This is a genomic window from Methylomonas sp. TEB (assembly GCF_047777895.1).
Taxonomy (GTDB): Bacteria; Pseudomonadota; Gammaproteobacteria; order Methylococcales; family Methylomonadaceae; genus Methylomonas.
Genome location: NZ_CP180476.1, coordinates 4,389,894 through 4,410,445 on the forward strand (window position 1 = coordinate 4,389,894; position 20,552 = coordinate 4,410,445).

At 51.6% G+C, this 20,552-nt stretch carries 21 protein-coding genes; 13 read left to right on the forward strand and 8 right to left on the reverse strand.

The annotated features are described in order from the left end of the window. Window positions 1-13: 13 nt before the first annotated feature. From rimO to ACMXD4_RS19875, 4 genes are read right to left on the reverse strand one after another with little or no spacing between them, the layout of a single operon-like run. Window positions 14-1,324: a 30S ribosomal protein S12 methylthiotransferase RimO gene (rimO, locus tag ACMXD4_RS19860; RefSeq protein ID WP_033157828.1), complete on the reverse strand. Its 1,311-nt coding sequence runs from the start codon at window positions 1,322-1,324 to the stop codon at window positions 14-16. Between the two features lie 21 nt (window positions 1,325-1,345). Continuing rightward, entirely contained in the window at window positions 1,346-1,678 is a 333-nt protein-coding gene (locus ACMXD4_RS19865) for a TusE/DsrC/DsvC family sulfur relay protein (protein WP_201799005.1), read from the reverse strand. After that, entirely contained in the window at window positions 1,669-1,962 is a 294-nt protein-coding gene (locus tag ACMXD4_RS19870) for a DsrH/TusB family sulfur relay protein (protein ID WP_033157826.1), read from the reverse strand. Before ACMXD4_RS19870 ends, ACMXD4_RS19865 begins: the two co-directional genes overlap by 10 nt. Further along, on the reverse strand, window positions 1,962-2,282 hold the full coding sequence (locus tag ACMXD4_RS19875) for a DMT family transporter (RefSeq protein ID WP_033157825.1): 321 nt from the start codon (window positions 2,280-2,282) through the stop codon (window positions 1,962-1,964). The genes ACMXD4_RS19870 and ACMXD4_RS19875 overlap by 1 nt, the downstream gene beginning before the upstream one ends. Window positions 2,283-2,361: 79 nt before the next feature. On the opposite strand from ACMXD4_RS19875, the gene ACMXD4_RS19880 reads away from it, so the two are divergent. The 5 genes from ACMXD4_RS19880 (at window position 2,362) to ACMXD4_RS19900 (ending at window position 8,647) form a co-directional block, all read left to right on the forward strand. After that, a complete protein-coding gene (locus ACMXD4_RS19880; protein ID WP_033157824.1) occupies window positions 2,362-3,111 on the forward strand; it encodes a flagellar brake protein in 750 nt (249 codons plus the stop codon). Between the two features lie 157 nt (window positions 3,112-3,268). Continuing rightward, window positions 3,269-6,763 (forward strand): transcription-repair coupling factor, encoded by a 3,495-nt coding sequence (mfd, locus tag ACMXD4_RS19885; protein ID WP_415879162.1) that lies wholly within the window; start codon window positions 3,269-3,271, stop codon window positions 6,761-6,763. A 20-nt stretch (window positions 6,764-6,783) separates the two neighbouring features. Next, window positions 6,784-6,972 carry a hypothetical protein gene (locus tag ACMXD4_RS19890; protein ID WP_033157822.1) on the forward strand — a complete coding sequence of 63 codons (189 nt, stop codon included), beginning with the start codon at window positions 6,784-6,786 and terminating at the stop codon, window positions 6,970-6,972. Next, window positions 6,966-7,265 (forward strand): type II toxin-antitoxin system RelE/ParE family toxin, encoded by a 300-nt coding sequence (locus tag ACMXD4_RS19895; protein WP_033157821.1) that lies wholly within the window; start codon window positions 6,966-6,968, stop codon window positions 7,263-7,265. The genes ACMXD4_RS19890 and ACMXD4_RS19895 overlap by 7 nt, the downstream gene beginning before the upstream one ends. An 830-nt stretch (window positions 7,266-8,095) precedes the next feature. After that, window positions 8,096-8,647 (forward strand): hypothetical protein, encoded by a 552-nt coding sequence (locus tag ACMXD4_RS19900; protein WP_033157820.1) that lies wholly within the window; start codon window positions 8,096-8,098, stop codon window positions 8,645-8,647. A 126-nt stretch (window positions 8,648-8,773) separates the two neighbouring features. Here ACMXD4_RS19900 and ACMXD4_RS19905 read toward each other — a convergent pair whose 3' ends face one another. Continuing rightward, a complete protein-coding gene (locus tag ACMXD4_RS19905) occupies window positions 8,774-9,730 on the reverse strand; it encodes a cupin (protein WP_415879163.1) in 957 nt (318 codons plus the stop codon). 481 nt (window positions 9,731-10,211) lie between these two features. Between ACMXD4_RS19905 and gpmI the strand changes: the two genes are divergently transcribed. From gpmI to ACMXD4_RS19920, 3 genes are all read left to right on the forward strand, one after another. Continuing rightward, window positions 10,212-11,852 (forward strand): 2,3-bisphosphoglycerate-independent phosphoglycerate mutase, encoded by a 1,641-nt coding sequence (gpmI, locus tag ACMXD4_RS19910; RefSeq protein WP_033157818.1) that lies wholly within the window; start codon window positions 10,212-10,214, stop codon window positions 11,850-11,852. A 114-nt stretch (window positions 11,853-11,966) separates the two neighbouring features. Next, window positions 11,967-12,764: a cobalamin-binding protein gene (locus ACMXD4_RS19915; protein ID WP_415879164.1), complete on the forward strand. Its 798-nt coding sequence runs from the start codon at window positions 11,967-11,969 to the stop codon at window positions 12,762-12,764. A gap of 185 nt (window positions 12,765-12,949) precedes the next feature. Next, on the forward strand, window positions 12,950-13,291 hold the full coding sequence (locus ACMXD4_RS19920) for a hypothetical protein (protein ID WP_415879165.1): 342 nt from the start codon (window positions 12,950-12,952) through the stop codon (window positions 13,289-13,291). Between the two features lie 92 nt (window positions 13,292-13,383). On the opposite strand, the gene ACMXD4_RS19925 is transcribed toward ACMXD4_RS19920, so the two are convergent. Continuing rightward, the gene (locus ACMXD4_RS19925; RefSeq protein WP_171697488.1) at window positions 13,384-14,589 is read right to left on the reverse strand and encodes an HD-GYP domain-containing protein; all 1,206 of its coding nucleotides are present in this window, start codon (window positions 14,587-14,589) and stop codon (window positions 13,384-13,386) included. 305 nt (window positions 14,590-14,894) lie between these two features. Here ACMXD4_RS19925 and ACMXD4_RS19930 point away from each other — a divergent pair, with 305 nt between their 5' ends. Further along, window positions 14,895-15,302, forward strand: a complete 408-nt coding sequence (locus ACMXD4_RS19930; protein ID WP_033157814.1) for a DUF805 domain-containing protein — start codon at window positions 14,895-14,897, stop codon at window positions 15,300-15,302. Between the two features lie 223 nt (window positions 15,303-15,525). Here ACMXD4_RS19930 and ACMXD4_RS19935 read toward each other — a convergent pair whose 3' ends face one another. After that, window positions 15,526-15,795, reverse strand: coding sequence for a hypothetical protein (locus tag ACMXD4_RS19935; RefSeq protein ID WP_033157813.1), 270 nt, complete (start codon window positions 15,793-15,795; stop codon window positions 15,526-15,528). A gap of 554 nt (window positions 15,796-16,349) precedes the next feature. On the opposite strand from ACMXD4_RS19935, the gene ACMXD4_RS19940 reads away from it, so the two are divergent. Next, window positions 16,350-16,595 (forward strand): hypothetical protein, encoded by a 246-nt coding sequence (locus ACMXD4_RS19940; protein WP_415879166.1) that lies wholly within the window; start codon window positions 16,350-16,352, stop codon window positions 16,593-16,595. Continuing rightward, complete coding sequence (locus ACMXD4_RS19945) at window positions 16,592-17,137, forward strand: hypothetical protein (protein WP_415879167.1); 546 nt, start codon at window positions 16,592-16,594, stop codon at window positions 17,135-17,137. Before ACMXD4_RS19940 ends, ACMXD4_RS19945 begins: the two co-directional genes overlap by 4 nt. 41 nt (window positions 17,138-17,178) lie before the next feature. Here the strand turns inward: ACMXD4_RS19945 and ACMXD4_RS19950 are convergent, their stop codons facing one another. Then, the gene (locus ACMXD4_RS19950) at window positions 17,179-17,904 is read right to left on the reverse strand and encodes a pentapeptide repeat-containing protein (RefSeq protein WP_171697485.1); all 726 of its coding nucleotides are present in this window, start codon (window positions 17,902-17,904) and stop codon (window positions 17,179-17,181) included. 194 nt (window positions 17,905-18,098) lie between these two features. Here ACMXD4_RS19950 and ACMXD4_RS19955 point away from each other — a divergent pair, with 194 nt between their 5' ends. Both ACMXD4_RS19955 and ACMXD4_RS19960 read left to right on the forward strand, forming a co-directional pair. Next, window positions 18,099-18,368, forward strand: coding sequence for a hypothetical protein (locus ACMXD4_RS19955; RefSeq protein ID WP_415879168.1), 270 nt, complete (start codon window positions 18,099-18,101; stop codon window positions 18,366-18,368). A gap of 119 nt (window positions 18,369-18,487) precedes the next feature. Continuing rightward, the gene (locus ACMXD4_RS19960; protein WP_415879169.1) at window positions 18,488-20,518 is read left to right on the forward strand and encodes a methyl-accepting chemotaxis protein; all 2,031 of its coding nucleotides are present in this window, start codon (window positions 18,488-18,490) and stop codon (window positions 20,516-20,518) included. Window positions 20,519-20,552 lie beyond the last annotated feature (34 nt).

Here is a 20,552-nt window from a genome sequence, read left to right on the forward strand (position 1 = left end):
AGCGGCTTTTTCGTTAGATCAGTTTACCCCACAAGTCATACTCGTCGGCTTCCTCGATTTCGACATCGACGAAATCGCCGACTTGTAAATGACTTGCGCCATCGATAAACACCTGGCCGTCAATTTCGGGTGCATCGCTTTTGCTGCGCGCCACCGCACCCTCCTCGACCACCTCATCGACCAACACCGTTTCGATTCGGCCAACTCGGCGTTGTAAGCGCTCTGCGCTGATAGCCGCTTGATGTTCCATAAAACGCGCCAAGCGTTCCTGTTTAAGCGCTTCCGGCACCGCATCGGGCAAATCGTTAGCCACCGCCCCCTTCACCGGCGAATAAGCAAAACAGCCCACCCTATCCATTTGCGCTTCGCTTAAGAATTGCAGCAACTCGTCAAAGTCTTGCTCGGTTTCGCCGGGAAAACCGACGATAAACGTGCTGCGAATAGTCAAATCCGGACAAATCTTCCGCCAAGCTTTGATGCGTTCCAGATTATTTTCCGCCGCAGCCGGACGTTTCATCAGTTTTAAAATTCGGCTGTTGGCGTGCTGAAACGGAATATCCAAATACGGCAGAATCTTGCCTTCAGCCATCAGCGGCACGACGTCATCAACATGCGGATACGGGTAGACATAATGCATCCGCGCCCAGATACCCAACTCACCCAAGGCTTCGGCCAAATCGTAAAACCGGGTTTGCATTTCCCGGCCGCGCCAACGCCGGCTTTGATATTTCAAATCCAAACCATAAGCACTGGTATCTTGCGAAACGATTAGCAGCTCCTTAACGCCGGCATCGGCCAGCCGTTCGGCTTCCCGCATCACATCGTCAATGGGACGGCTCACCAAATCGCCGCGCATCGACGGAATGATGCAAAACGTGCAGCGATGATTGCAGCCTTCGGAGATTTTTAGATAAGCGTAATGTTTAGGCGTCAGCTTGATGCCTTGCGGCGGCACTAAGTCGGTAAACGGATTATGCGCAGGCGGCAGATGCTCGTGCACCGCAGACACCACTTCATCAGTGGCGTGCGCGCCGGTGATTTTTAAAACCTGCGGATGCCGAGCCAAAATCTCGTCTTGCCGCGCTCCCAAACACCCGGTGACGATGACCTTGCCGTTTTCCGCCAAAGCCTCGCCGATACTGTCCAGCGATTCTTCGACCGCCGCATCGATAAAGCCGCAGGTATTGACGATCACCAGATCGGAATCTTTGTAATTCGGCGACACCTGATAGCCCTCGCTACGCAGCTTGGTCAAAATTTGCTCGCTATCGACCAGGGCTTTTGGGCAACCTAAACTGATAAATCCAACACGGGGGTTACTCATGAAACTCTCTTGAAAACATTTTTATAAACAGGTGGGCGGCTTGGGCAAGCCGGCGATTTTACAGGCGTATTTCAGCGGCCCTTGTGGAAACAATTTTTGCAGATAGCGGCTATTGCCTTTGTCTTCACCAAATTGTTTGCGGATAGCCGCCACAAACATCCGGGCATTGGGCAGGTGTTGGAATTTTTGATAGTAGTCGCGAATGTACAACAGGATTTCCCAATGCGCATCGCTGATCGCGATACCTTCTAGCCGCGCCAACTCGTCAGCCACCGCTCGATTCCATTGCCCGGCATCGCGCAAAAAGCCATCGTCGCTGGTTGGCAACGCAACACCGCCGACCATCAATTCCACGAATGAATTACCGGATTCCGCACGGTCAGTTCGACCAAGCCCGCATAATCAACCACTTCCAAACCTGACAACACAAATTGCGGCTGGACACCGTGAACCGATAACATCTCTTGCAAGGCATAAACCCGACACGACCGACTCAACAATTGCCGCAACAACGCATTACCGCTATGCCCGATCCGCGCGGCACACACCGCACCATCCATCAAGACAACATCGTCACCGCTGCCAATGCGCTCGATAAGCGCCGCTTGCAACGGCAATTGCGATAACAAATGCAGCATTATTCCACATGCGTCAGCTTCAAACCGACGATGCCGACGATGATTAACAGGATAGACGCTAAGCGGAACCAGTCCGCCGATTCCTTAAACAGAAAAATCCCGACTATCGCGACACCCACTGCCCCCATACCGGTCCACACCGCATAAGCCGTACCCAGCGGTAAAGTTCTGATCGCCAGCATTAACAGGTAAAAACTGCCCGCCCCCGATACGCCGGTCACTACGCTCGGCCATAGCTTGGTAAACCCGTCATTGTATTTAAGACTTATCGCAAACACGATTTCCGAGCAACCCGCGGCGAACAATAGCAACCAACCCATCAAAACTCCTTTCCTATGCACTATAATCTGCGGTATTTTACAGCAGTGCTCTTACCTATCCGCAATATTTAGTAATTTAATGGAAAAAGAATCCGACTATCTTGTTAGAAGCGCGAGGCTGATTTTTGGTCACTTAAGCGATCTAGTCAAAAAGAAATGCATTATCTCTGCGCATTTTGGCGAACATAACCAATCATTTTTGACCACCATTATCGATCTCGATCAAAAAGCCAATCTGATTACACTGGATGTTGCGCCTACGGAATTACTGAATAAGCAGTTGCTAGGCTCAGCCAAAGTGCTGTTCCGCACCGAATACGAAGGCATCAAAGTTTCATTCCGCGGCAAAGCAATCAAAAAGTCGCAAAGCGACGGTCACCCGGTGTTTGCGATGCCTATCCCGGACGCCATTTTTTGGATGCAACGCCGCCAGTATTATCGCGTTAAAGTGCCTCTTTCTCATAAAAACAGCACCTGCGAACTCAACCTTGCCACAAAAAATGAAGCCGGCGAAGTCGATACGCAAGCCAAAGTGTTCAGCGTGGCAGACATCAGCATTTCCGGATTTTCGTTTTTAAATCCCGACACAAAAATTGCCGACCTTTTAGTGCCTGATACCGTCATAGACGAATGCGCCTTGTATTTGCACGATGGCAGCAGGGCCCACGTGGGTTTTGTCATTAAAAGCGTGAACAATGTTCGAGCCAGCGCCACAACCTATCAACATCGCATAGGCTGCAAATTCACCCATATTCCGCAGGTGTTCGAAAACAACCTCCAACGCTACATGCAGGAAATCGAATTACAGCAAAAGAATCTAAGCATTTAAATCCCAAACAGCTGAGCATAGGTTTTAGGCCGCATAGTCGCAGCATATACTCACCAAGGCAGTTTTCCATTGCCGGCCATTGACAAAGTGCGGACGCTTAGTCCAAGTGTGACCTTACTGGTTATAATTGCGCGCTTCAAAAATCTGATTTAACGCCATGTCCTTACCAACAATCCCCGCAACTGCATTGCCACAACAAGGCACCACGATATACTGGAGTGGTCTGAGCGGCTGCGGCGACTCGCTGACGCTGGCGCAAACGATTGCTCAGGAAAAGCGCCTGCTGGTGATTGTCACGCCGGATACGCAAACCGCGTTGCGTCTGGAACACGAGCTGGCATTTTTCTTAGACAACAGCCTGCCGATTCTGCATTTTCCGGATTGGGAAACCCTGCCTTACGACGTATTCTCGCCGTTACCGGAGATCATCTCGGAACGCTTGCGCACCTTGGCGCTGCTACCCGACACCAAACGCGGTGCACTGATTTTGTCAGTCGCTACCTTGATGCACCGCCTAGCGCCGCGTGAACATATTCTGGCGCACAGTTTTGCCATCGAAGTCGGCGGCACTTTGAGCCTGGAAGTCACACGAGCCAAACTGGAAGCGGTGGGCTATCAATGCGTCTCACAAGTCTATCAACACGGCGAATTTGCGGTGCGCGGCTCGATATTGGATTTGTTTCCGATGGGTTCCAAGCAGCCCTATCGCATCGAATTGTTCGACGATGATGTGGAATCGATCCGCAGCTTCGATCCCGACACACAAATGTCGCAGGACAAAATGCCAAAAGTCGAGCTATTCCCGGCCCGCGAGTTTCCGTTTACCGACGAAGCCATCAAACGCTTTCGCCAGGCCTTCCGCGAGCAATTCCCGGACGCTTCGCCCAAGAACAATCTGTATCTGGATGTTTCCAAACAAATAGCCCCGGCCGGCATCGAATACTACTTGCCGCTATTCGTCGAAAGCACCGAATCGCTGTTTGCCTATTTACCCAAGACTGCATTGTTCGTGCTGCCGGCCCACTTTGCCGAAAACGCCCAGCGCTTTTACAGCGAAGCCGACGAGCGCTATCAGCAACGCAAATACGATACCAACCGGCCCTTGTTGCCGCCGACGCGCCTATTTTTGTCAGCCGAGGAAATCCAGCAACACACCGATAGCTTTATTCGCGTAGTGCTGGACAACCAAGCAGAAACCGCCCACTCCTTCGACTGCAAGTTACTGCCGGATGTGGCGATAGACAGTCGTTTAAAAGAACCTGCACAACGTCTGCGCCAATTCATCGAAGGCTTTGATGGCAAAATCTTGTTCGTCGCCGAAACCGCCGGCCACCGCGAAGGCCTGATCGACAAATTAAAAAGCGTCAAACTGGCCGCCAAGCAAGTACAAAGCTGGCCGGAGTTTCTAAAAGCCGATCATTCGCCGTGTATTGTCGTGGCGCCGATGGACCATGGCCTTTGGCTGGATAAGGCAACGACCGCCATGGATGGTGGAAGTGCGGCAAATTGTCTGGAACAATTGCCGCCGCTGGCGATCATCACCGAAAGCCAGCTCAGCGGCGAGAAAGTCCAGCAACGCCGGCGCCGGGCCAAATCCGCTGCCCGCGCGCTGGAAAACATTTTCAATAATCTCGACGAGCTGACCATCGGTTCGCCGGTGGTGCATCAGGAACACGGCGTCGGCCGTTATTTGGGCTTGCAGATTCTCAACGTCGGCGGCATCGACGCGGAGTTTTTAATGCTGGAATACGCCAATAACGACAAGATTTATGTGCCGGTATCGTCCTTGCACATGATTGGTCGTTACAGCGGCGTCAGCGCCGAAAATGCGCCGTTGCATCGTTTAGGCACCGACCAATGGAGCAAGGCCAAGAAAAAAGCCATGGAGCGCGCCCGCGACGTGGCCGCCGAGTTGCTGGACATTCATGCCAAACGCGCCGCCCGCGAAGGCTTTGCCTTTAACATCGATAACAGCGACTACAACGCCTTCGCCGCCGCCTTCCCGTTCGAGGAAACCCCGGACCAGCTCAGCGCCATCGACGCCATCTTGCAAGACATGGCCGCCACCCAGCCGATGGATCGCGTGGTTTGCGGCGATGTCGGTTTCGGCAAAACCGAAGTGGCGATGCGCGCGGCCTTTGTGGCGGTGCAAAGCGGCAAACAAGTCGCGGTGCTGGTGCCCACCACCCTGCTCGCCCAGCAGCATTATCAAAACTTTCGCGACCGCTTCGCCGACTCGCCGGTGCGCATCGAAGTCACCTCGCGCTTCGTCACCCCCAAACAGCAAAAAGCCATCGCCGACGACTTGGCCGACGGCAAGGTCGACATCGTCATCGGCACCCACAAATTGCTGTCCAAGGAAATGAAATACAAGGCCTTGGGCCTGGTGATCATCGACGAAGAACACCGCTTTGGCGTGACGCAAAAAGAACATTTCAAAAAGCTGCGCCACGAGCTGGATTTGTTAACCCTGACCGCGACACCGATTCCGCGCACCTTGAACATGGCCATGGCCGGCCTGCGCGATATTTCCATCATCGCCACCCCGCCGCCGAACCGCCACGCGATTAAAACTTTTGTGACCGAATGGATAGACTCGCAAGTACAGGAAGCCTGCCAACGGGAAATCAAGCGCGGCGGCCAAGTGTTTTTCCTGCACAATGACGTCAAAACCATGGAAAAAATGATGCGCGAACTGGGCGAACTGGTGCCGGAAGCGCGAATTCAGATCGCCCACGGCCAGATGGCCGAGCGCGAACTGGAGCAGATCATGCTGGATTTTTACCACCAGCGCTTCAACCTTCTGATCGCGACGACGATCATCGAGAGCGGCATCGACATCCCCAGTGCCAACACCATCGTCATCAACCGCGCCGACAAGCTGGGTCTAGCGCAGTTGCACCAGTTACGCGGCCGGGTCGGCCGTTCGCATCACCGCGCCTATGCTTATTGCATCGTGCCACCCAAGTCGTTGATGACCAAGGACGCCATCAAGCGCCTGGAAGCCTTCGAAACCTCTGGCGAGCTGGGCGCCGGCTTCATGCTGTCCTCGCATGACATGGAAATCCGCGGTGCCGGCGAGTTGCTGGGCGACGAACAAAGCGGGCAGATTCAGGAAATCGGTTTTACGCTGTATACCGAATTGCTGGAACGCGCGGTCAAAGCCTTGAAATCCGGCAAGCAACCCGAGCTGGACGCACCGTTCGAAACGGGCCCGGAAGTGGATTTGCAAATCGCCGCGCTGATTCCGGAAGACTATCTGCCGGACATCCACGCCCGCCTTGTACTGTACAAACGCATCGCCAGCGCCGAAACCGAAGACGACTTGCGCAAATTAAAAATCGAAATGATAGACCGCTTCGGTTTGTTGCCGGATCAGGTCAAAGCCTTGTTCGCCATCACCGAACTGAAACAACAAGCCGCACATCTGGGCATCCGCAAAATCGAAGCCCACGCCACCGGCGGCCGCATCGTCTTTACCGCGTCACCGCAGATCGATACCGGCGAGTTGATCCTGATGATTCAAAGCCAGTCGCAAGTTTATAAATTCGATGGCGCGGACAAATTACGCTTTACCCAGGCCTTTAAGGATATGGAGGATAAGGTGGTGTTTTTGGAGAAGTTGTTGGTACGATTGGTACCTAAATCTTGATATTAATTTTTGGAGGGAATATGCCGCGCTGCCAAACCGCCAAGCAAGAAGCCATCGCCGCCATCAATCTATTGCCAGACACGGTGAATTTTGAAGAAATCGTGTACCGGCTCTACGTTATGAACAAAATATATCAGGGGCTAGAAGATGTAGAGCAAGGCAAGGGCATTAGCAGCGAGACCTTGCTACGCGAAATCGAGCAATGGTAATTTGGACGCCTCGCGCCAGAACAGACCTCAAAGCCATTCATGATTACATCGCGCGGGATTCACCGCTTACTGCCAAACGCATCATCCGGGAATTGATACAAAAAACCGACAGCCTGCTGGTGTCTCCTTACCTCGGTAAAAAAGTGCCCGAGTTTGAACAACAGGAATTAAGGGAAATCGGCGTGCATTCTTGGAGAATCATTTACCAAATTAAGTTTAATCAAGCCTATGTTGTCACAGTGGTTCATAAACGCCGCGATTTCAAAAATTCGGACTTATCGATAGACCAATAAACACGCAAATCCAAGGGAGAGACAATTTTTGAAACGCTAAGCAGCGATTTGCGATCAAAACCTGTTGACGCTGCAAGAGATGCTCAAACATTACAAATTGGAATTCCAGAAATGTAAATAACGTTAGTTAAACGTAATAGAACAAATCTAACACCTTAATCCCTCCGAATACTCTTCGCTATCCAGAGCTACGAGGACTATGACCAACCGGCGTTCGTCCACGGACTCGATACTCAAGATAGCAAGACCCGTTTGGCCCGCAAAAAGGCCGGTAGCGCCGTCGACGACCTTACCGCTCGCGGCAAAACGTTTGCTCCCCCAAACACCGCAAAATCATCCAGGCCTTGCTCTTCTTTGCTGCGTATTTGTTCCCTTGGGTATAACCTCACGCGCTTTCTGAACCTATGTGTGTTTACGCCGAAACTGGTGTGGAGTTCGCCCACCTACGCCCAATGACGGCTTCCGGCGAATAAAAAATCACGGACTCTGTGGGCTATGGATATGTCAGCGTTTTATCACCGGTCTGCTGGATGCTACTAATTCAGCACACGACAAATTGCGAAATATCGTAGATCTACGGTATTTCGTCCGAATTTGATATTGGTATAAGCATTTCCACCCTTCGAAGATAAATTTATCTATTTTAATTCATAGAGTTATCTACTCTAAGTAAATTGGCGTGGCGATTGCTTATTTGTTACCGAGTGGGGCGAAAACGGCTCAACCAACTACTTCAACAGCGGCTGGCGGTGAATAAACGATACTATCGTCTTGATCTCCTTAAAAGTCGCAGTTAACCGATCAATCAACCAAATTATGGGGTTCTGCTTATGCCAATCACCTTATTGAAATCACTCGCCCAAGCTAAATTTCTCGGTGAATTCGGCTATTCGTCGGAAGGGATTTGCTATTACATCTGCGAATATGTCGAAGAGAAAATCTGGGCCAAACCCGGTGTAGGTGCTTTTAAAGATGCGGTCAAAGCCGCCGAAAGCGTCATACCTTCCACAATAATTAAGGCAGGTAAAGCTAAAAATCTTGCGCAAAAGGGCGGTGGGGTCCATGGCACACCACAGGACAATTACCCATCGCTAAACACACCATTGAAGATCAATTCGCTTTACCGGATCGGCTTATGGTTCGGCGCACTAAATGACAAGGCACCGGCCTCCGCGACCGAGAATAATCACGAAGCGATTGTCATTACAGGCGCCGGCTCCGACATTGTGTTTCTAGAACCAAATTTTGGCTTCTACCGGGGACAAGGGGGAGCGATGTTTCCAACCAACAAAGACGTGTTGGAAGGCGAGATCAAAGCTCTTTATACAGCCGTTAATTACTTTGCAACGAATTTCACTTATTCTCGCGTCAGGGGCCTTTAACCGCTTAAACCGTGAACTTGAACTGACGGCCGGGCTAGAAACATTGAAAAATCCGCCTTGCCGTCAGCACGAGGATGCGCTAAACAACGTACACCGCATCGTTCGCAAACCTTGCGGTTTCTAAACTCACCCCGAAACACTCCCATCCGGCAACACAAACTTAATATCCAAACTGCGCAAATAGGTCTGCAAGCCGGCGTCCTGTAGCGGAAGCAAATGCGCCTCTTTGCCGGACTCGTTGTAATGCGCATGCCAATAGCCAGGCGGGGTGATAAAAGCGGAATAGGGTTGCCAATCGACACGGGCGGGATTGACGATCTTACCGTTCGCCGAAATCTGCGGTCCTACCAGGGTGTAACAACCCGGCGCGCAATCCAGAATTAAATCCAAGGCCACCGATTGGTGCCTATGCGGCAATTGCACCGCGCCTTTGGGCAGCACGCCGAGCATCGCCCACAATGTGTGAGTCACGGTCAGGGTTTGATCCATGGCTTTATTGGCCAGCAACACGCTGATACGGTTGCGATTCACTGTCTCCGCCGCTTTTTGGGCCGCGGCCAACTCGCGCAGCGAATCCTCTGCGGTATAAAGCGTCGGTTTAAAGCATGGCCTGTCGGCTGTCACCCCCAGGTAAGTCAACAGCGGCTGGTCGTGCACCAGATAAAAGGCCGAATCGCTGTCGGCAAAATGTCGAATATCCTTGCCCACCGGTAGCACCACAAAATCGCCGGCTTGCCAGGGGATGGTCAGGTCATCGAATTCAGTGCGGCCACCGCCGTACATCACGTAAAACAACAGCGAGGTAGCATTGAAATTAGTCGCCAGCGACTCGCCAGCCAGAATTCTGACAAAATTCGCGCACAAGGCCGGGCTGGTGGCTGGACCAGGGCAACGCAATTGCTCGCTGACATCCAGCGGGATAATCCGGGTGCCGCCGGTTCGATGCAACTCGCTGCCGAAATTGGCGAACGGCAATTTAGTGATAGCGCCGGAGCCAATTGGGTCAGCGGCTTGGGTATATTCAAAATAGCGGCCATTTTCCAGCAAGGGCTCAAGCGGGTTTTGCGGTTTGACAATGGTCATGGCGGCACCTTTCTAATGTATGCAATCTAGGTAAATAGCGTGATGGTTTAATTTGTACGCTCGCTGGTTTGACAAAGTGGATTTGTGTCAAACCCAAAATGCACAGACGTTTTTTCAATCCGTAGTTCGGACGAAATACTTGGCACAAGGGTTCCACATTGCATCGGCAACCGTTAGAATCGTTTTGTATATCCAAGGCAAATTCAAGATGGCTCTGGCAGAAAAATTATCATTAAGCGCGGAAGATTATTTGCACGGCGAGGCGTCCGCGCAGATCAATCGCTAAATGACACGCCTTGCCGCACTTACATATGCTACATGAAGTCACCATCGCCAACGCCTTCTTTTATCCTGACGCGCTGCTGGACGTCGCTGATCAGGTATGATGTCGGGCATTTTGACCGCTCAGCCGTCACACAAATCTAAATCGCTAAACCCTGTTTCTTTTAACTTCTGACGTACCACTCACTGACATAACACCATGAAATTAACAAAATCTTCCCGTTTTCCCACCTGCCCCGGCCCTGTCGTTACCATCGTTCTGGATGGCGTCGGCATTTCGCCGCGCGAAGACGGCGACGCGGTTAAAGCCGCGCGCACCCCAAATCTGGACCGTTACATGGCCAGCTATCCGATGACCACGCTGCTGGCGCACGGCACCGCAGTGGGCATGCCCAGCGACGAAGACATGGGTAATAGCGAAGTCGGCCACAATGCCTTCGGTGCCGGCCGGGTGTTTGCCCAAGGCGCGAAACTGGTCGCCGAATCGATCAGCAGCGGCCATCTCTGGCAAGGCCATGCCTGGCATGAGGTGGTCGCTACCGCCAAACAAGGCGGCACTTTGCATTTCTTAGGTCTGTTCTCCGATGGGAACGTGCATTCGCATATCGACCATTTGAAAGCGATGATCGAGCAAGCGAAGCAAGAAGGCGTGGCTAAAGTGCGTATCCACATTTTGCTGGATGGCCGCGACGTCGGCGAAACGTCAGCTTTGGAGTACGTCGATCCGTTCGAAGCCTATCTGGACGGCTTGCGCGGCGCGGATTTTGATGTGGCGATTGCTTCCGGCGGCGGCCGCATGCAAATCACCATGGACCGTTACGAAGCGGACTGGTCGATGGTCAAACGCGGCTGGGACATCCACGTGCTGGGTTTGGGCCGGCAATTTGCCAGCGCCCACGAAGCAATTGAAACCTTCCGCAACGAAGCCAATGTTATCGACCAGGATTTGCCCGGCTTCGTGATTGCCAAAGACGGCAAGCCTCTCGGTACTATAGTCGACGGCGACGCGGTGGTTTTTTTCAACTTCCGCGGCGACCGCGCTATCGAAATTTCCCGCGCCTTTACCGAAGAACAATTCAGCCCCTTCGAGCGTGGCCCGCTGCCGAAAGTGACTTACGCCGGCATGATGCAATACGACGGCGATACCAAACTGCCGCCACGCTTTCTGGTCGAGCCACCTACCATAGACCGCACACTGGGCGAATACCTAGCTAAAAACGACATCAGCCAATACGCCATCAGCGAAACCCAAAAATTCGGCCACGTGACCTATTTCTGGAACGGCAACCGCTCCGGCAAATTCGACGAGGCCTCCGAAACGTATGTGGAAATCCCCAGCGACGTAGTGCCTTTCGAACAGCGGCCTTGGATGAAATGCGCCGAGATCACCGATACTCTGATCGACGCGGTGCGTAGCGGTAACTACAAATACCTGCGGGTTAATTACGCCAACGGCGATATGGTCGGCCATACCGGCAATTTCGAAGCGGCGGTCACTGCGATGCAAGGCCTGGATCTGCAACTGGCACGTCTGATTCCGGTGATTTTGGAGATGAACGGCACGGCGATCATCACTGCCGACCACGGCAATGCCGACGAAATGTACGAGCTGGATAAAAAAGGCAATGTCACCCGCAACGCCGAAGGCCGCACCAAAGCCAAAACCTCGCACACCTTGAACCCGGTGCCGTTTGTGCTGGTGTCCGGGGAGAACCCTGGCTACACACTCCGCGACGATTTACCAAAAGCCGGGTTGTCGAATGTGGCTGCGACTATTTTGAATCTGCTGGGCTTTGAAGCACCGGAAGATTACGATCCTAGCTTGATCAAAGCCAGCTAAGCCGTAAAGCATTCTCAGCTGATGACACCGCCTTTCGGCTATACGCTGTTAGGCGGTTTTTATTGGCCGATGGAAATTGGTTTAGAGCCGCTGACGAACTAATTTGGAGACCCTATGGACTACCCCGAACGTATCGTCTGTTTAACCGACGAAACCACCGAGACCTTGTATTTGCTGGGTGAGCAAGCCCGGATAGTTGGCATTTCCGGCTATACTGTCCGACCGGCGCAGGCTCGCCAGGAAAAACCCAAAGTCTCGGCGTTTACCAGCGCCAAAATCGACAAAATTCTGGCGTTACAGCCGGATTTGGTGCTGGGTTTTTCCAATTTGCAAGCCGACATTGCCGCGGAGTTGATCCGTAACGGTATTGCTGTGCATGTGTTCAACCAACGCTCAGTCAACGGTATTTTGCAAATGATAGGCTTGCTGGGCGCGATGGTCGGCGTCCCGGAAAAAGCCGCTACGCTGGTGACGCAATACCGGCAACAACTGGAAACCACCCGCCAACACAGCCTGAGTTTTGCCAAACGTCCGAAAGTGTATTTTGAAGAATGGGACGAACCGATGATTTCCGGGATCCGCTGGGTATCGGAGTTGATTGGCATCGCCGGTGGCGAGGATTGCTTCGCCGAATTGGCCACGGAACATTCCGCCAAGCAGCGCATCATCGCCGATCCCCAGGAAGTGGTACGCCGCGCGCCGGACATTATCATTGGCTCCTGGTGCGGTAAAAAATTCCGCCCGGATCATCTGGCTGCCCGCCCCGGTTGGGACAGCATTCCGGCCGTACAACAACAACGAGTCTACGAAATTAAATCTTGCGATATTTTACAGCCAGGACCGGCGGCACTTAGCGATGGTTTGGCCCAGATATGTCAGATCATCAATGATTGGCAGCAAGATTGTGCTTAGCCTAATAGGTGTTCAAATAAATCCAATAGCGCAGGCTATAGCTGTGAATTAATCCCGCCGGGCCGGATGGAATAGTTCATATCAAAACCCGCGCCTAAATCTTAACCTCCTCTTCGAAAGGGATTCTTCATGCCACCCCAAATCCCAGGGAGCTTGATTAATGATCATCATCGAAGAGGTATCACATGAAAACGCCAAAATTATTTTTCCTAAGCACTGTTTTGTTCGGCGCCAGCGCCATTGCCCATGCCCAGCCGACCGGTGGCGGCACCACACCTAAACCGGTGTGCAAAACCTTCGATATTCCCACGATTATTTGTCCCGATGGCTGGACCATTGCCGACGATCTGAGCAACGGCACCAATAAATGTACGACCGGCTTTATCAAAAGAACCTTCTGCAAAAATGTTGCTGCGCGCAGTGGTTTTCAGGGTAACGTCGAAGTGATCAATACCGGCTCCAAGTTGTTTGAATTTGTGCAGCCAGTCGATGAATCAGGCGCGCCTATCGACATAGAAGCTGAATAGCTGATTGCCAGCCAAAACAAGCATAAACCTGTATTGGGCTGCGTAATTGGCCCAATACAGCGACATGAAATCATACGACAACTTCACTGTGGCTATAAATAGCGCTGAGGATCGACCCCACACTTCGCGGGCACCTCAAACGAGGTAATCCGATCATTACAACCGGGTTTGGACAGATCAAAATCTGCGGGAGGTGTGTAGCAGCGCGTCCGGGCATTGAATACCACTCTCACCCGTGGATGCAGCAGGTTTTCATGATGTTGCTCAACTACGACGGCCAAATAACCGCTCTCCAGTCGTACTAAGGTGCCGACCGGATAAATGCCGATGCTGCGAATAAATTGATGCACCAGCGTCAGATTAAAATGATGGTCGCTCCATTCCAATAACTTTCTTAGCACTTCGGTGGGTTCGATGCCGGTGTGATAAACCCGCGTGGATGTCAGTGCATCGTATACGTCCACTACCGCAGCCATCTGCCCGTAAAGGCTGATTTCATCGCCCTTCAGGCCTAGTGGATAACCACTGCCGTTGTAGCATTCGTGGTGTTCGGCGGCGACATTGAGCGTGATGGGTGAAATACCCGGCGTTTTCTCCAACACCTGACAGCCGTAGCGCACATGATTTTTCATGATCTCAAATTCGCTTTCCGTCAGTTTTCCAGGTTTGTTCAGAATGTTATTCGGCACCTGCATTTTGCCGATGTCGTGCAATAAACCACCAAGGCCAACCTGTTCGATAAGCTTGCGGTCTATATCCAAAGCTCTGCAAAAACTAATCAGCAAGGTGCCGACCGCCACGGAATGCTGAAAAGTATATTTATCAGCCTGCTTGATTCTGAGCAGACTGACTATGGCGTCCGGGTTACGGAAAATCGAATCGATGATATTGGAAACCACCGGCTCTACCTGCTCCAATTCGACCTGCTTACCCAAGCGGCAATCCTGGAGGACGTTGTGTACGATGCGGTTGGCTTCGCGGCAGACTTGCTTGGCTTTTACCCGTTCTTTTTCGAGGCTAACCGGCGGCGGCACGCGCTTGAGCGTGCGCCCCAAGTGCTGCATATGTTCGTCAAGCTGCCGGTTTATGTCATGAACGGATGGAGCTTCCGGCATATCCGGGCCGAGCGCGGTGTCTATGTAGACCTGGCAAATGCCGTAGGCGGCGATTTTTTCGATGTCTTGAGCGGATTCGATCAAAAAGCTGTTGCGCAAGAACGGGTGGTTTATCCACGGGCAGTTGATGTCGTGGATAAACATCTTGGGCTTCAGGTCGGCTACATCGATTTTTTTTATCATTGCGCGTTTTGCCTGGCGGATTGCGACTGAATTTCTGTACGTTTATTACCCCGGCGCTTATATTCCCTGGAATCGTCATTCCCGCGAATACACGAGCGACGATATTGAAGGGCCGGATTCATAGCGGGTTAGCGGTAAGTGTATCAGCACTGGTGGTTGCCATAGCAGTAACCAATAAAGCCACTAAAACAACCCCTAATCCTAGTGACGGGATCATCAAAAAACACACAAAAATTGGCAATCGCCAGCCGCTGAGCTAACCTAGGCGGTCCGGTTAACTGCAAATTTAGGGAATAGATAGAACCATGCTGCGTTACGACCGTTCTCGATACATCGCTTTAGGCCTGCCGGCTTTGCTGAATGCTTTGGCGCTACCCCTGTATGCGCATCAGATAACGACCAGCGGGTCGTCCGACGAATATGCCGTGCCGTTCTATTTGATTATCGCCCTGGCATGCGGCTTATTCGGGGTATCCGCCATGATAAAACGCTGCCGCGACATCGGCTCTTCGGCCTGGGGAATATTGCTGGGATTTTTGTTCGCGCCGCCGCTGATGCTGTTGGTGGCTTTGGTATTAATATTCGCCCCCAGCAATCCGGCCGCCGACCAACTGGAAGCTCCGGCGTTGCGCCCTACCTTCGATATCTGGTTTACCGGCTTTCTGTTATTGGTGAGCCCGTGGATGCCTGTGTTATTAGTACGGGCTTTGTAAGCGCTTATTCCAATCAGCTGGTTTGAACCTGTTCAAGATTATCAACCACGCCCTTAGACGCGCCTAAAACCTTGGTTTCCGGGAAGATAAAATTCTTTTAGCCCGGCCCTTAATTATCCTCGCTCAATGGTAATCTTGGATTCCCGCTTTCACGAGCATTACAGCGAAGTGACTATTTGGGCAATACTGGCGAACGCCCGAAGGCGTCCGCCGTGAGTTGAGCTCATTTGGTATTTCTGGGATAGCTGTAAATAGCTTGACCATGGGCTTTATCAACATAAATCATATCTTTTTCCGCTACCACAACCGGCGCAAGCGGATTGGGATAACTGTGTATGCCGCGATTGTGCGCGGGATTGTCGTAAACCACTTCAGCAACCCAACTATTTAAAAAGCCGCCGGAGGCGATGCGATCACCCTGTGCTTGAACACTTGTCGAGACAAGAGCGGCAGTAAGGACGATAGCCAATTGGATGGTATTTAAGGTTTTCATGATAGGTCTCCTGGTAATAATGGTTATGAACCCGGCCCTATCTGTTTCTGCATCTCGTTCGATAAGAACGGTATGTCGGCCTGGGTTAATAAATCACTGGAACTCCGATTGAAACTTCAACCTATCCAGCTTGGAGACCATTGTGAACAAACTCCTGGAGCAAATAAAATTGATTGTTTTTATGGCTTCAATAGATTTTACATATAGTGAATTCCTTGCCGGCTTGTCGAATAAAGCGACAGTCTGAGTATCGCCAGCAGGAATGATGGGCTTAGTTAATCAGCGCGGCAAAACGTGTCGATTACTTTACATTTCACCGGCAAAACTGCGGATTTGGTGGGGAACGACCCAGGTTAGTCCGATCAGCATATTGGCCATTTTCATCTATTTCCAACACATAATCAGTGAGTTGGCAGGATCATCTTCCGCTGAAATCCAGCGCCAAGATTAATGGCATCAAAATTGATAGGGTTCAGGCAATATGCCGGCTTTGCGCTGACCTTCTGATCATGGCCGGAGATTTGTTCAGACCTGGCTTTGGAATTTAAATACCTATGACTACCTATGCCATCGGCAGCGTAAACGGCGATTACCGAGCACTGATGCAACGGCTGACCACCATCGGCTTTGACCCATTGGAAGATCGACTGTGGTTTGCCGGCAATCTTGTCAATCACGGGCCGGAATCTTTGCAAGTACTGCGTTACGTGAAAAGCCTGGGCAAAGCAGCTGTTGTGGTATTGGGCAAACAAGAACTCCATCTCTTGAGCGTTGCGCTGGGCTGGGCTATACGCCAATGACCCCGGAAGATACCTTGCATGAAATTCTTAACGCGCCGGACCGGGACGAATTATTGAAATGGCTACGATTGCGTAGCCTGATTCATCACGATGCCAAGCTTAATTTTACGCTGGTGCATGCCGGGATTCCCGGCGAATGGAGCTTTAGCCAGGCGCTGACTTTTGCGTATGAAGTGGAATCGGTTTTATCGGGAAGCAATTACGCGGCGTTTCTGGAAAACCGAAAGCAAGACCAGTCGCGCTGGCATGCCAAACTGCGCGGCTGGAAACGGCTGAATTTTATTGCCAATGCCTATACGCAAATGGCCTATTGCAATGAACAAGGCAAGCTGGATTTCAACGCAACGGGCCCAGTCGATGCTCAACCGAGCGGTTTAATGCCTTGGTATCGTGTCCCCAACCGGCTGACATCGCAATTGAACCTAGTTTTTGCCGATGACGCGCATTTTGCCGATAGTAATTGCGCCGGCTTCTATCCGCTGCCCGCTTTGTCGGCTTTGCGATTATCCACATCCGGCGCAATGATTGCAGCAATGTCTTAATGCGCTGTTGCTTGAACTCAGACTGGCCGGAGAATTTAAGCTCATTTTTTAAAGCCCAGGGCTGTATCGGCCCCTGTCACATTAGTCAAATTTGCATCATCAAACTTGGCACTTCTAAAATCCGCGCCGGAAATGGTCGCGCCGTCTAAATTGGCGCCGGACAAGTCCGCCCAGATAAACTGACCGCCGCTCAAGTTGGCATGGCGGAGCGATGTGTTGCTCATCAGCGCGTAATTAAAATTAGCCTCGCTCAAATCCGCATTGTTCAGTATCGCATTGTTCATTTCCAACTTATCGCGCAGTTGCCGCGGACTCGCCGAATTAGGACCTAAATTGGCCTGTTTTAATTTGGCGCCGGCGAAATTAACATTGTTCAACGATCCGGTGACGCGGCTGCGGCTCAGGTCCGCGCCGGATAAGTCGGCATAATCCATCAGTACGCCATATAGGCTGGCATAGGATAAATCGGCATTCTGCAAATTCGCATTACGCATCTGCGCAAGATTGAGATTGACACCTACCATTTTAGCTGCCGTTAGCTTTGCCCCGTCAAGATTGCTGGAAAACAGGTCGGCTTTATTGAAATCGATTCCGGATAAATCCAAACCCGACAGGTCTTTCTTGATCAAGTTCGGCTGCTGACTGCCGGCCTCGGCTATAATCGCGATAACGCCTTCTCGCGTGAGTTCCGCCGCAGCGCATGGCAATAGCCAAAAACCCAAACTGAAAGCTACCAATGTTCGGCAAACACCGGAATCGTATTGCATAACTACTCCTCAAAGCGGGTTAGACGGTCAAAAAATAACCGCCATCTTGCGAGTTTCAGTGCATCATAATCCAATAAATCAGGCTTTAGGCAAATTTTCCCGCCCTATAGAAGCGCTACTTCCGGCCAGCCATGATCAAGGGTTTTTGACAAGTTATATACTTTCGGCAACACAACCACTAAAGGCTGTTTAGCGTGAACGCTTTCTATCATAAGTTATTGATTTTGTGGCTGATACTAGCGCTGCCCGGTTTAGGCTGTTTCAGCTATTACACGCTTGAAGAAGCCGGCCCAAACACCGCGCTGCCGGCGTTGGCGATTATGATAGCGTATCCGGCCTTACTGATTTCCCTGACAACCCTCATCATGTTGCGAGTTTCGAAGAAGCCGTCCCGTCCAGGGGCTTGGCTGGCGGGAAGCTGTTTAATCGTTTCGGCGGCGATCCTGCTGATTGCCCGCCTATAGAACATAAAACTGCTTAACAAACACGCCGCCGATTAAATTTACTAGATACTTTCCAAAAAACATAAAGCAACTATAGTTGCCCAGACACGCGCCCCCACAACATCGCCAGGATCTTAACTATGGATTTTGTCATTTCGCCCGCAATCGCCTTGATGGATAGGCTGCGCTATCCCGCAAAATTTGCGCTGCTATTCAGCATCGTGCTGATCCCGATGCTGTTCATGGCCGGCACCTTGATCAGACAATTTCAACAGGAAATCGACTCCTTGGCGCAAGAACGCCATGGCCTAAGTTACATCGCCGCCCTCAGAAAACCAATCGAACACATTCAGCAGCATCGGGGCATGACCAGCGCATTTCGCAACGGCGCAACCCAATTTAAGGAACGCATCACTAGTGAACGCGAAGAAATCGATGGCTATTTTGCGGAACTGGAAAAAACCGACCGCGAACTGCATGACGCCTTGCAAACCGACAAGATGCTTTCCAAGCTCAGCCAACAGTGGAACGACATCAAAACACACTCCCAGGATCAAGAGTTAAGTGCAGTGATAACCGCTCATAACCTGTTGATTGCCGATGGTTTGAAGCTACTAAACCATATTTCGAACACGTCCGGCATCATCCTCGACCCCAAGCTGGATAGCTTTCATATGGGCTTCGTACTGACGTCCGATTTGCCCGCATTAATCGAAGTGATGGGGCAAACACGGGCTCTGGCGTCCGGCATCGCCGCCAAAGGCAGCCACACGCCGCAATCCTTGACCAAGTTGTTGATCTTAATGACCAATATAGAAACCTATGCCCGCAAGGTGGATGAAGGCTTGGCCGTGGCGTTTGCGGAAAATCCCGAAGTGTCGCGAAACATGCGTGGCACCAATGAAAACTACCGAACAGCCTTACAAACCATGCTCGGTTTATTACGCCAGCAATTGGTCGAAAGCGAAACCATTTCTGTTGGTAGCGATACAGTATTCGAAACCTCCACCCAAGCCATCACCCAGTCTTACCAGCTCTACACCGGACTGATAGCCGAACTCGACCTGCTTTTTCGCACCCGCAGCGCAGCGGCTGAACAGTTTTTACAATTTACGCTGGCTGGGCTAATCGGGGTGTTGTTGGTGGTCATTGTGCTATTGCTGGGCTTAACCAAGTCGGTCAATCGCAACATAACCGCAATTAACCTCGCAACTAAGCGCGTTGCCCAAAACGACCTGAGCGCGAGAATACATATTGATGCCAACGATGAAATGCGGGAGATTGCCGAAAACTTTAACGCCATGATAGAGACCAGTTCGGCTTTGCTGAAAGAAATCATTCATACCAGTGCCGAATTGCATACGTCGGCGCAAAAAGTCTACACAGTTGCCAACCAAAGCGCGATTCATCTCGACCGGCAACGCGAAGAAATCACCTCGGTTGCGACCGCTGTGAACCAGATGAGCGCGACCATCCAGGACGTTGCCTCCACTACCAATACGGCGGCCCAAGCAGCCAGTACCGCTAACGAGCAAACAAAAAACGGTCAGAGCGTAGTGGCAAGCGCCACAATATCGATCAGCCAATTGGCTAAAGACATCGAAGGTGCTGCCAATGTGATTCAAAGTCTGGAAAAAAGCAGCGAATCCATAGGCTCTTTGGTGGACGTGATTAAAAGTATCGCCGAACAAACCAACTTATTGGCATTGAATGCCGCCATTGAAGCCGCCCGCGCCGGCGAACACGGCCGCGGTTTTGCGGTAGTGGCGGATGAAGTTCGCAGCCTGGCAAGCCGTACCCAAGAATCGACTGCCGTAATCGAAAATATGATAGGCGAATTACAGGCCGGATCCCGCAAAGCGGTCACCGTGATGCAGCAAAGCCGTACGCAAGCTAATGTAGGTGTGGAGAAATCTCGGGAGGCCATGCAATCCCTGGAAGCGATCAGCCAATCGGTGGAAACCATCGACGCGATGAACCTGCAAATTGCCAGCGCAGCCGAAGAGCAAACGGCTGTGACGGAGGAAATCAATCGGAATATCGTCCACATTACCAATTTGTCGGAACACACCAGTAGCGGGGCTAATCAGACTACCGCCGAAGCCCGCCAGCTGAACCAGCTAGCGGAAAACTTACAAAAACTAACCACGCAATTCAAACTGAACATCTAGCAAGAGAAGCCGCTACCCGATTTGTGCAGGCACC

What these genes read in the sequence shown, in the direction of transcription:
- rimO (WP_033157828.1), bottom strand. Translation starts at nt 1,324, where the DNA reads ATGAGTAACCCCCGTGTTGGATTTATCAGTTTAGGTTGCCCAAAAGCC.
- mfd (WP_415879162.1), top strand. Translation starts at nt 3,269, where the DNA reads ATGTCCTTACCAACAATCCCCGCAACTGCATTGCCACAACAAGGCACC.
- ACMXD4_RS19890 (WP_033157822.1), top strand. Translation starts at nt 6,784, where the DNA reads ATGCCGCGCTGCCAAACCGCCAAGCAAGAAGCCATCGCCGCCATCAAT.
- ACMXD4_RS19930 (WP_033157814.1), top strand. Translation starts at nt 14,895, where the DNA reads ATGCTGCGTTACGACCGTTCTCGATACATCGCTTTAGGCCTGCCGGCT.
- ACMXD4_RS19935 (WP_033157813.1), bottom strand. Translation starts at nt 15,795, where the DNA reads ATGAAAACCTTAAATACCATCCAATTGGCTATCGTCCTTACTGCCGCT.
- ACMXD4_RS19900 (WP_033157820.1), top strand. Translation starts at nt 8,096, where the DNA reads ATGCCAATCACCTTATTGAAATCACTCGCCCAAGCTAAATTTCTCGGT.
- ACMXD4_RS19920 (WP_415879165.1), top strand. Translation starts at nt 12,950, where the DNA reads ATGAAAACGCCAAAATTATTTTTCCTAAGCACTGTTTTGTTCGGCGCC.
- ACMXD4_RS19945 (WP_415879167.1), top strand. Translation starts at nt 16,592, where the DNA reads ATGACCCCGGAAGATACCTTGCATGAAATTCTTAACGCGCCGGACCGG.
- ACMXD4_RS19925 (WP_171697488.1), bottom strand. Translation starts at nt 14,589, where the DNA reads ATGATAAAAAAAATCGATGTAGCCGACCTGAAGCCCAAGATGTTTATC.
- ACMXD4_RS19895 (WP_033157821.1), top strand. Translation starts at nt 6,966, where the DNA reads ATGGTAATTTGGACGCCTCGCGCCAGAACAGACCTCAAAGCCATTCAT.
- ACMXD4_RS19880 (WP_033157824.1), top strand. Translation starts at nt 2,362, where the DNA reads ATGGAAAAAGAATCCGACTATCTTGTTAGAAGCGCGAGGCTGATTTTT.
- gpmI (WP_033157818.1), top strand. Translation starts at nt 10,212, where the DNA reads ATGAAATTAACAAAATCTTCCCGTTTTCCCACCTGCCCCGGCCCTGTC.
- ACMXD4_RS19905 (WP_415879163.1), bottom strand. Translation starts at nt 9,730, where the DNA reads ATGACCATTGTCAAACCGCAAAACCCGCTTGAGCCCTTGCTGGAAAAT.
- ACMXD4_RS19940 (WP_415879166.1), top strand. Translation starts at nt 16,350, where the DNA reads ATGACTACCTATGCCATCGGCAGCGTAAACGGCGATTACCGAGCACTG.
- ACMXD4_RS19960 (WP_415879169.1), top strand. Translation starts at nt 18,488, where the DNA reads ATGGATTTTGTCATTTCGCCCGCAATCGCCTTGATGGATAGGCTGCGC.
- ACMXD4_RS19950 (WP_171697485.1), bottom strand. Translation starts at nt 17,904, where the DNA reads ATGCAATACGATTCCGGTGTTTGCCGAACATTGGTAGCTTTCAGTTTG.
- ACMXD4_RS19915 (WP_415879164.1), top strand. Translation starts at nt 11,967, where the DNA reads ATGGACTACCCCGAACGTATCGTCTGTTTAACCGACGAAACCACCGAG.
- ACMXD4_RS19870 (WP_033157826.1), bottom strand. Translation starts at nt 1,962, where the DNA reads ATGCTGCATTTGTTATCGCAATTGCCGTTGCAAGCGGCGCTTATCGAG.
- ACMXD4_RS19875 (WP_033157825.1), bottom strand. Translation starts at nt 2,282, where the DNA reads ATGGGTTGGTTGCTATTGTTCGCCGCGGGTTGCTCGGAAATCGTGTTT.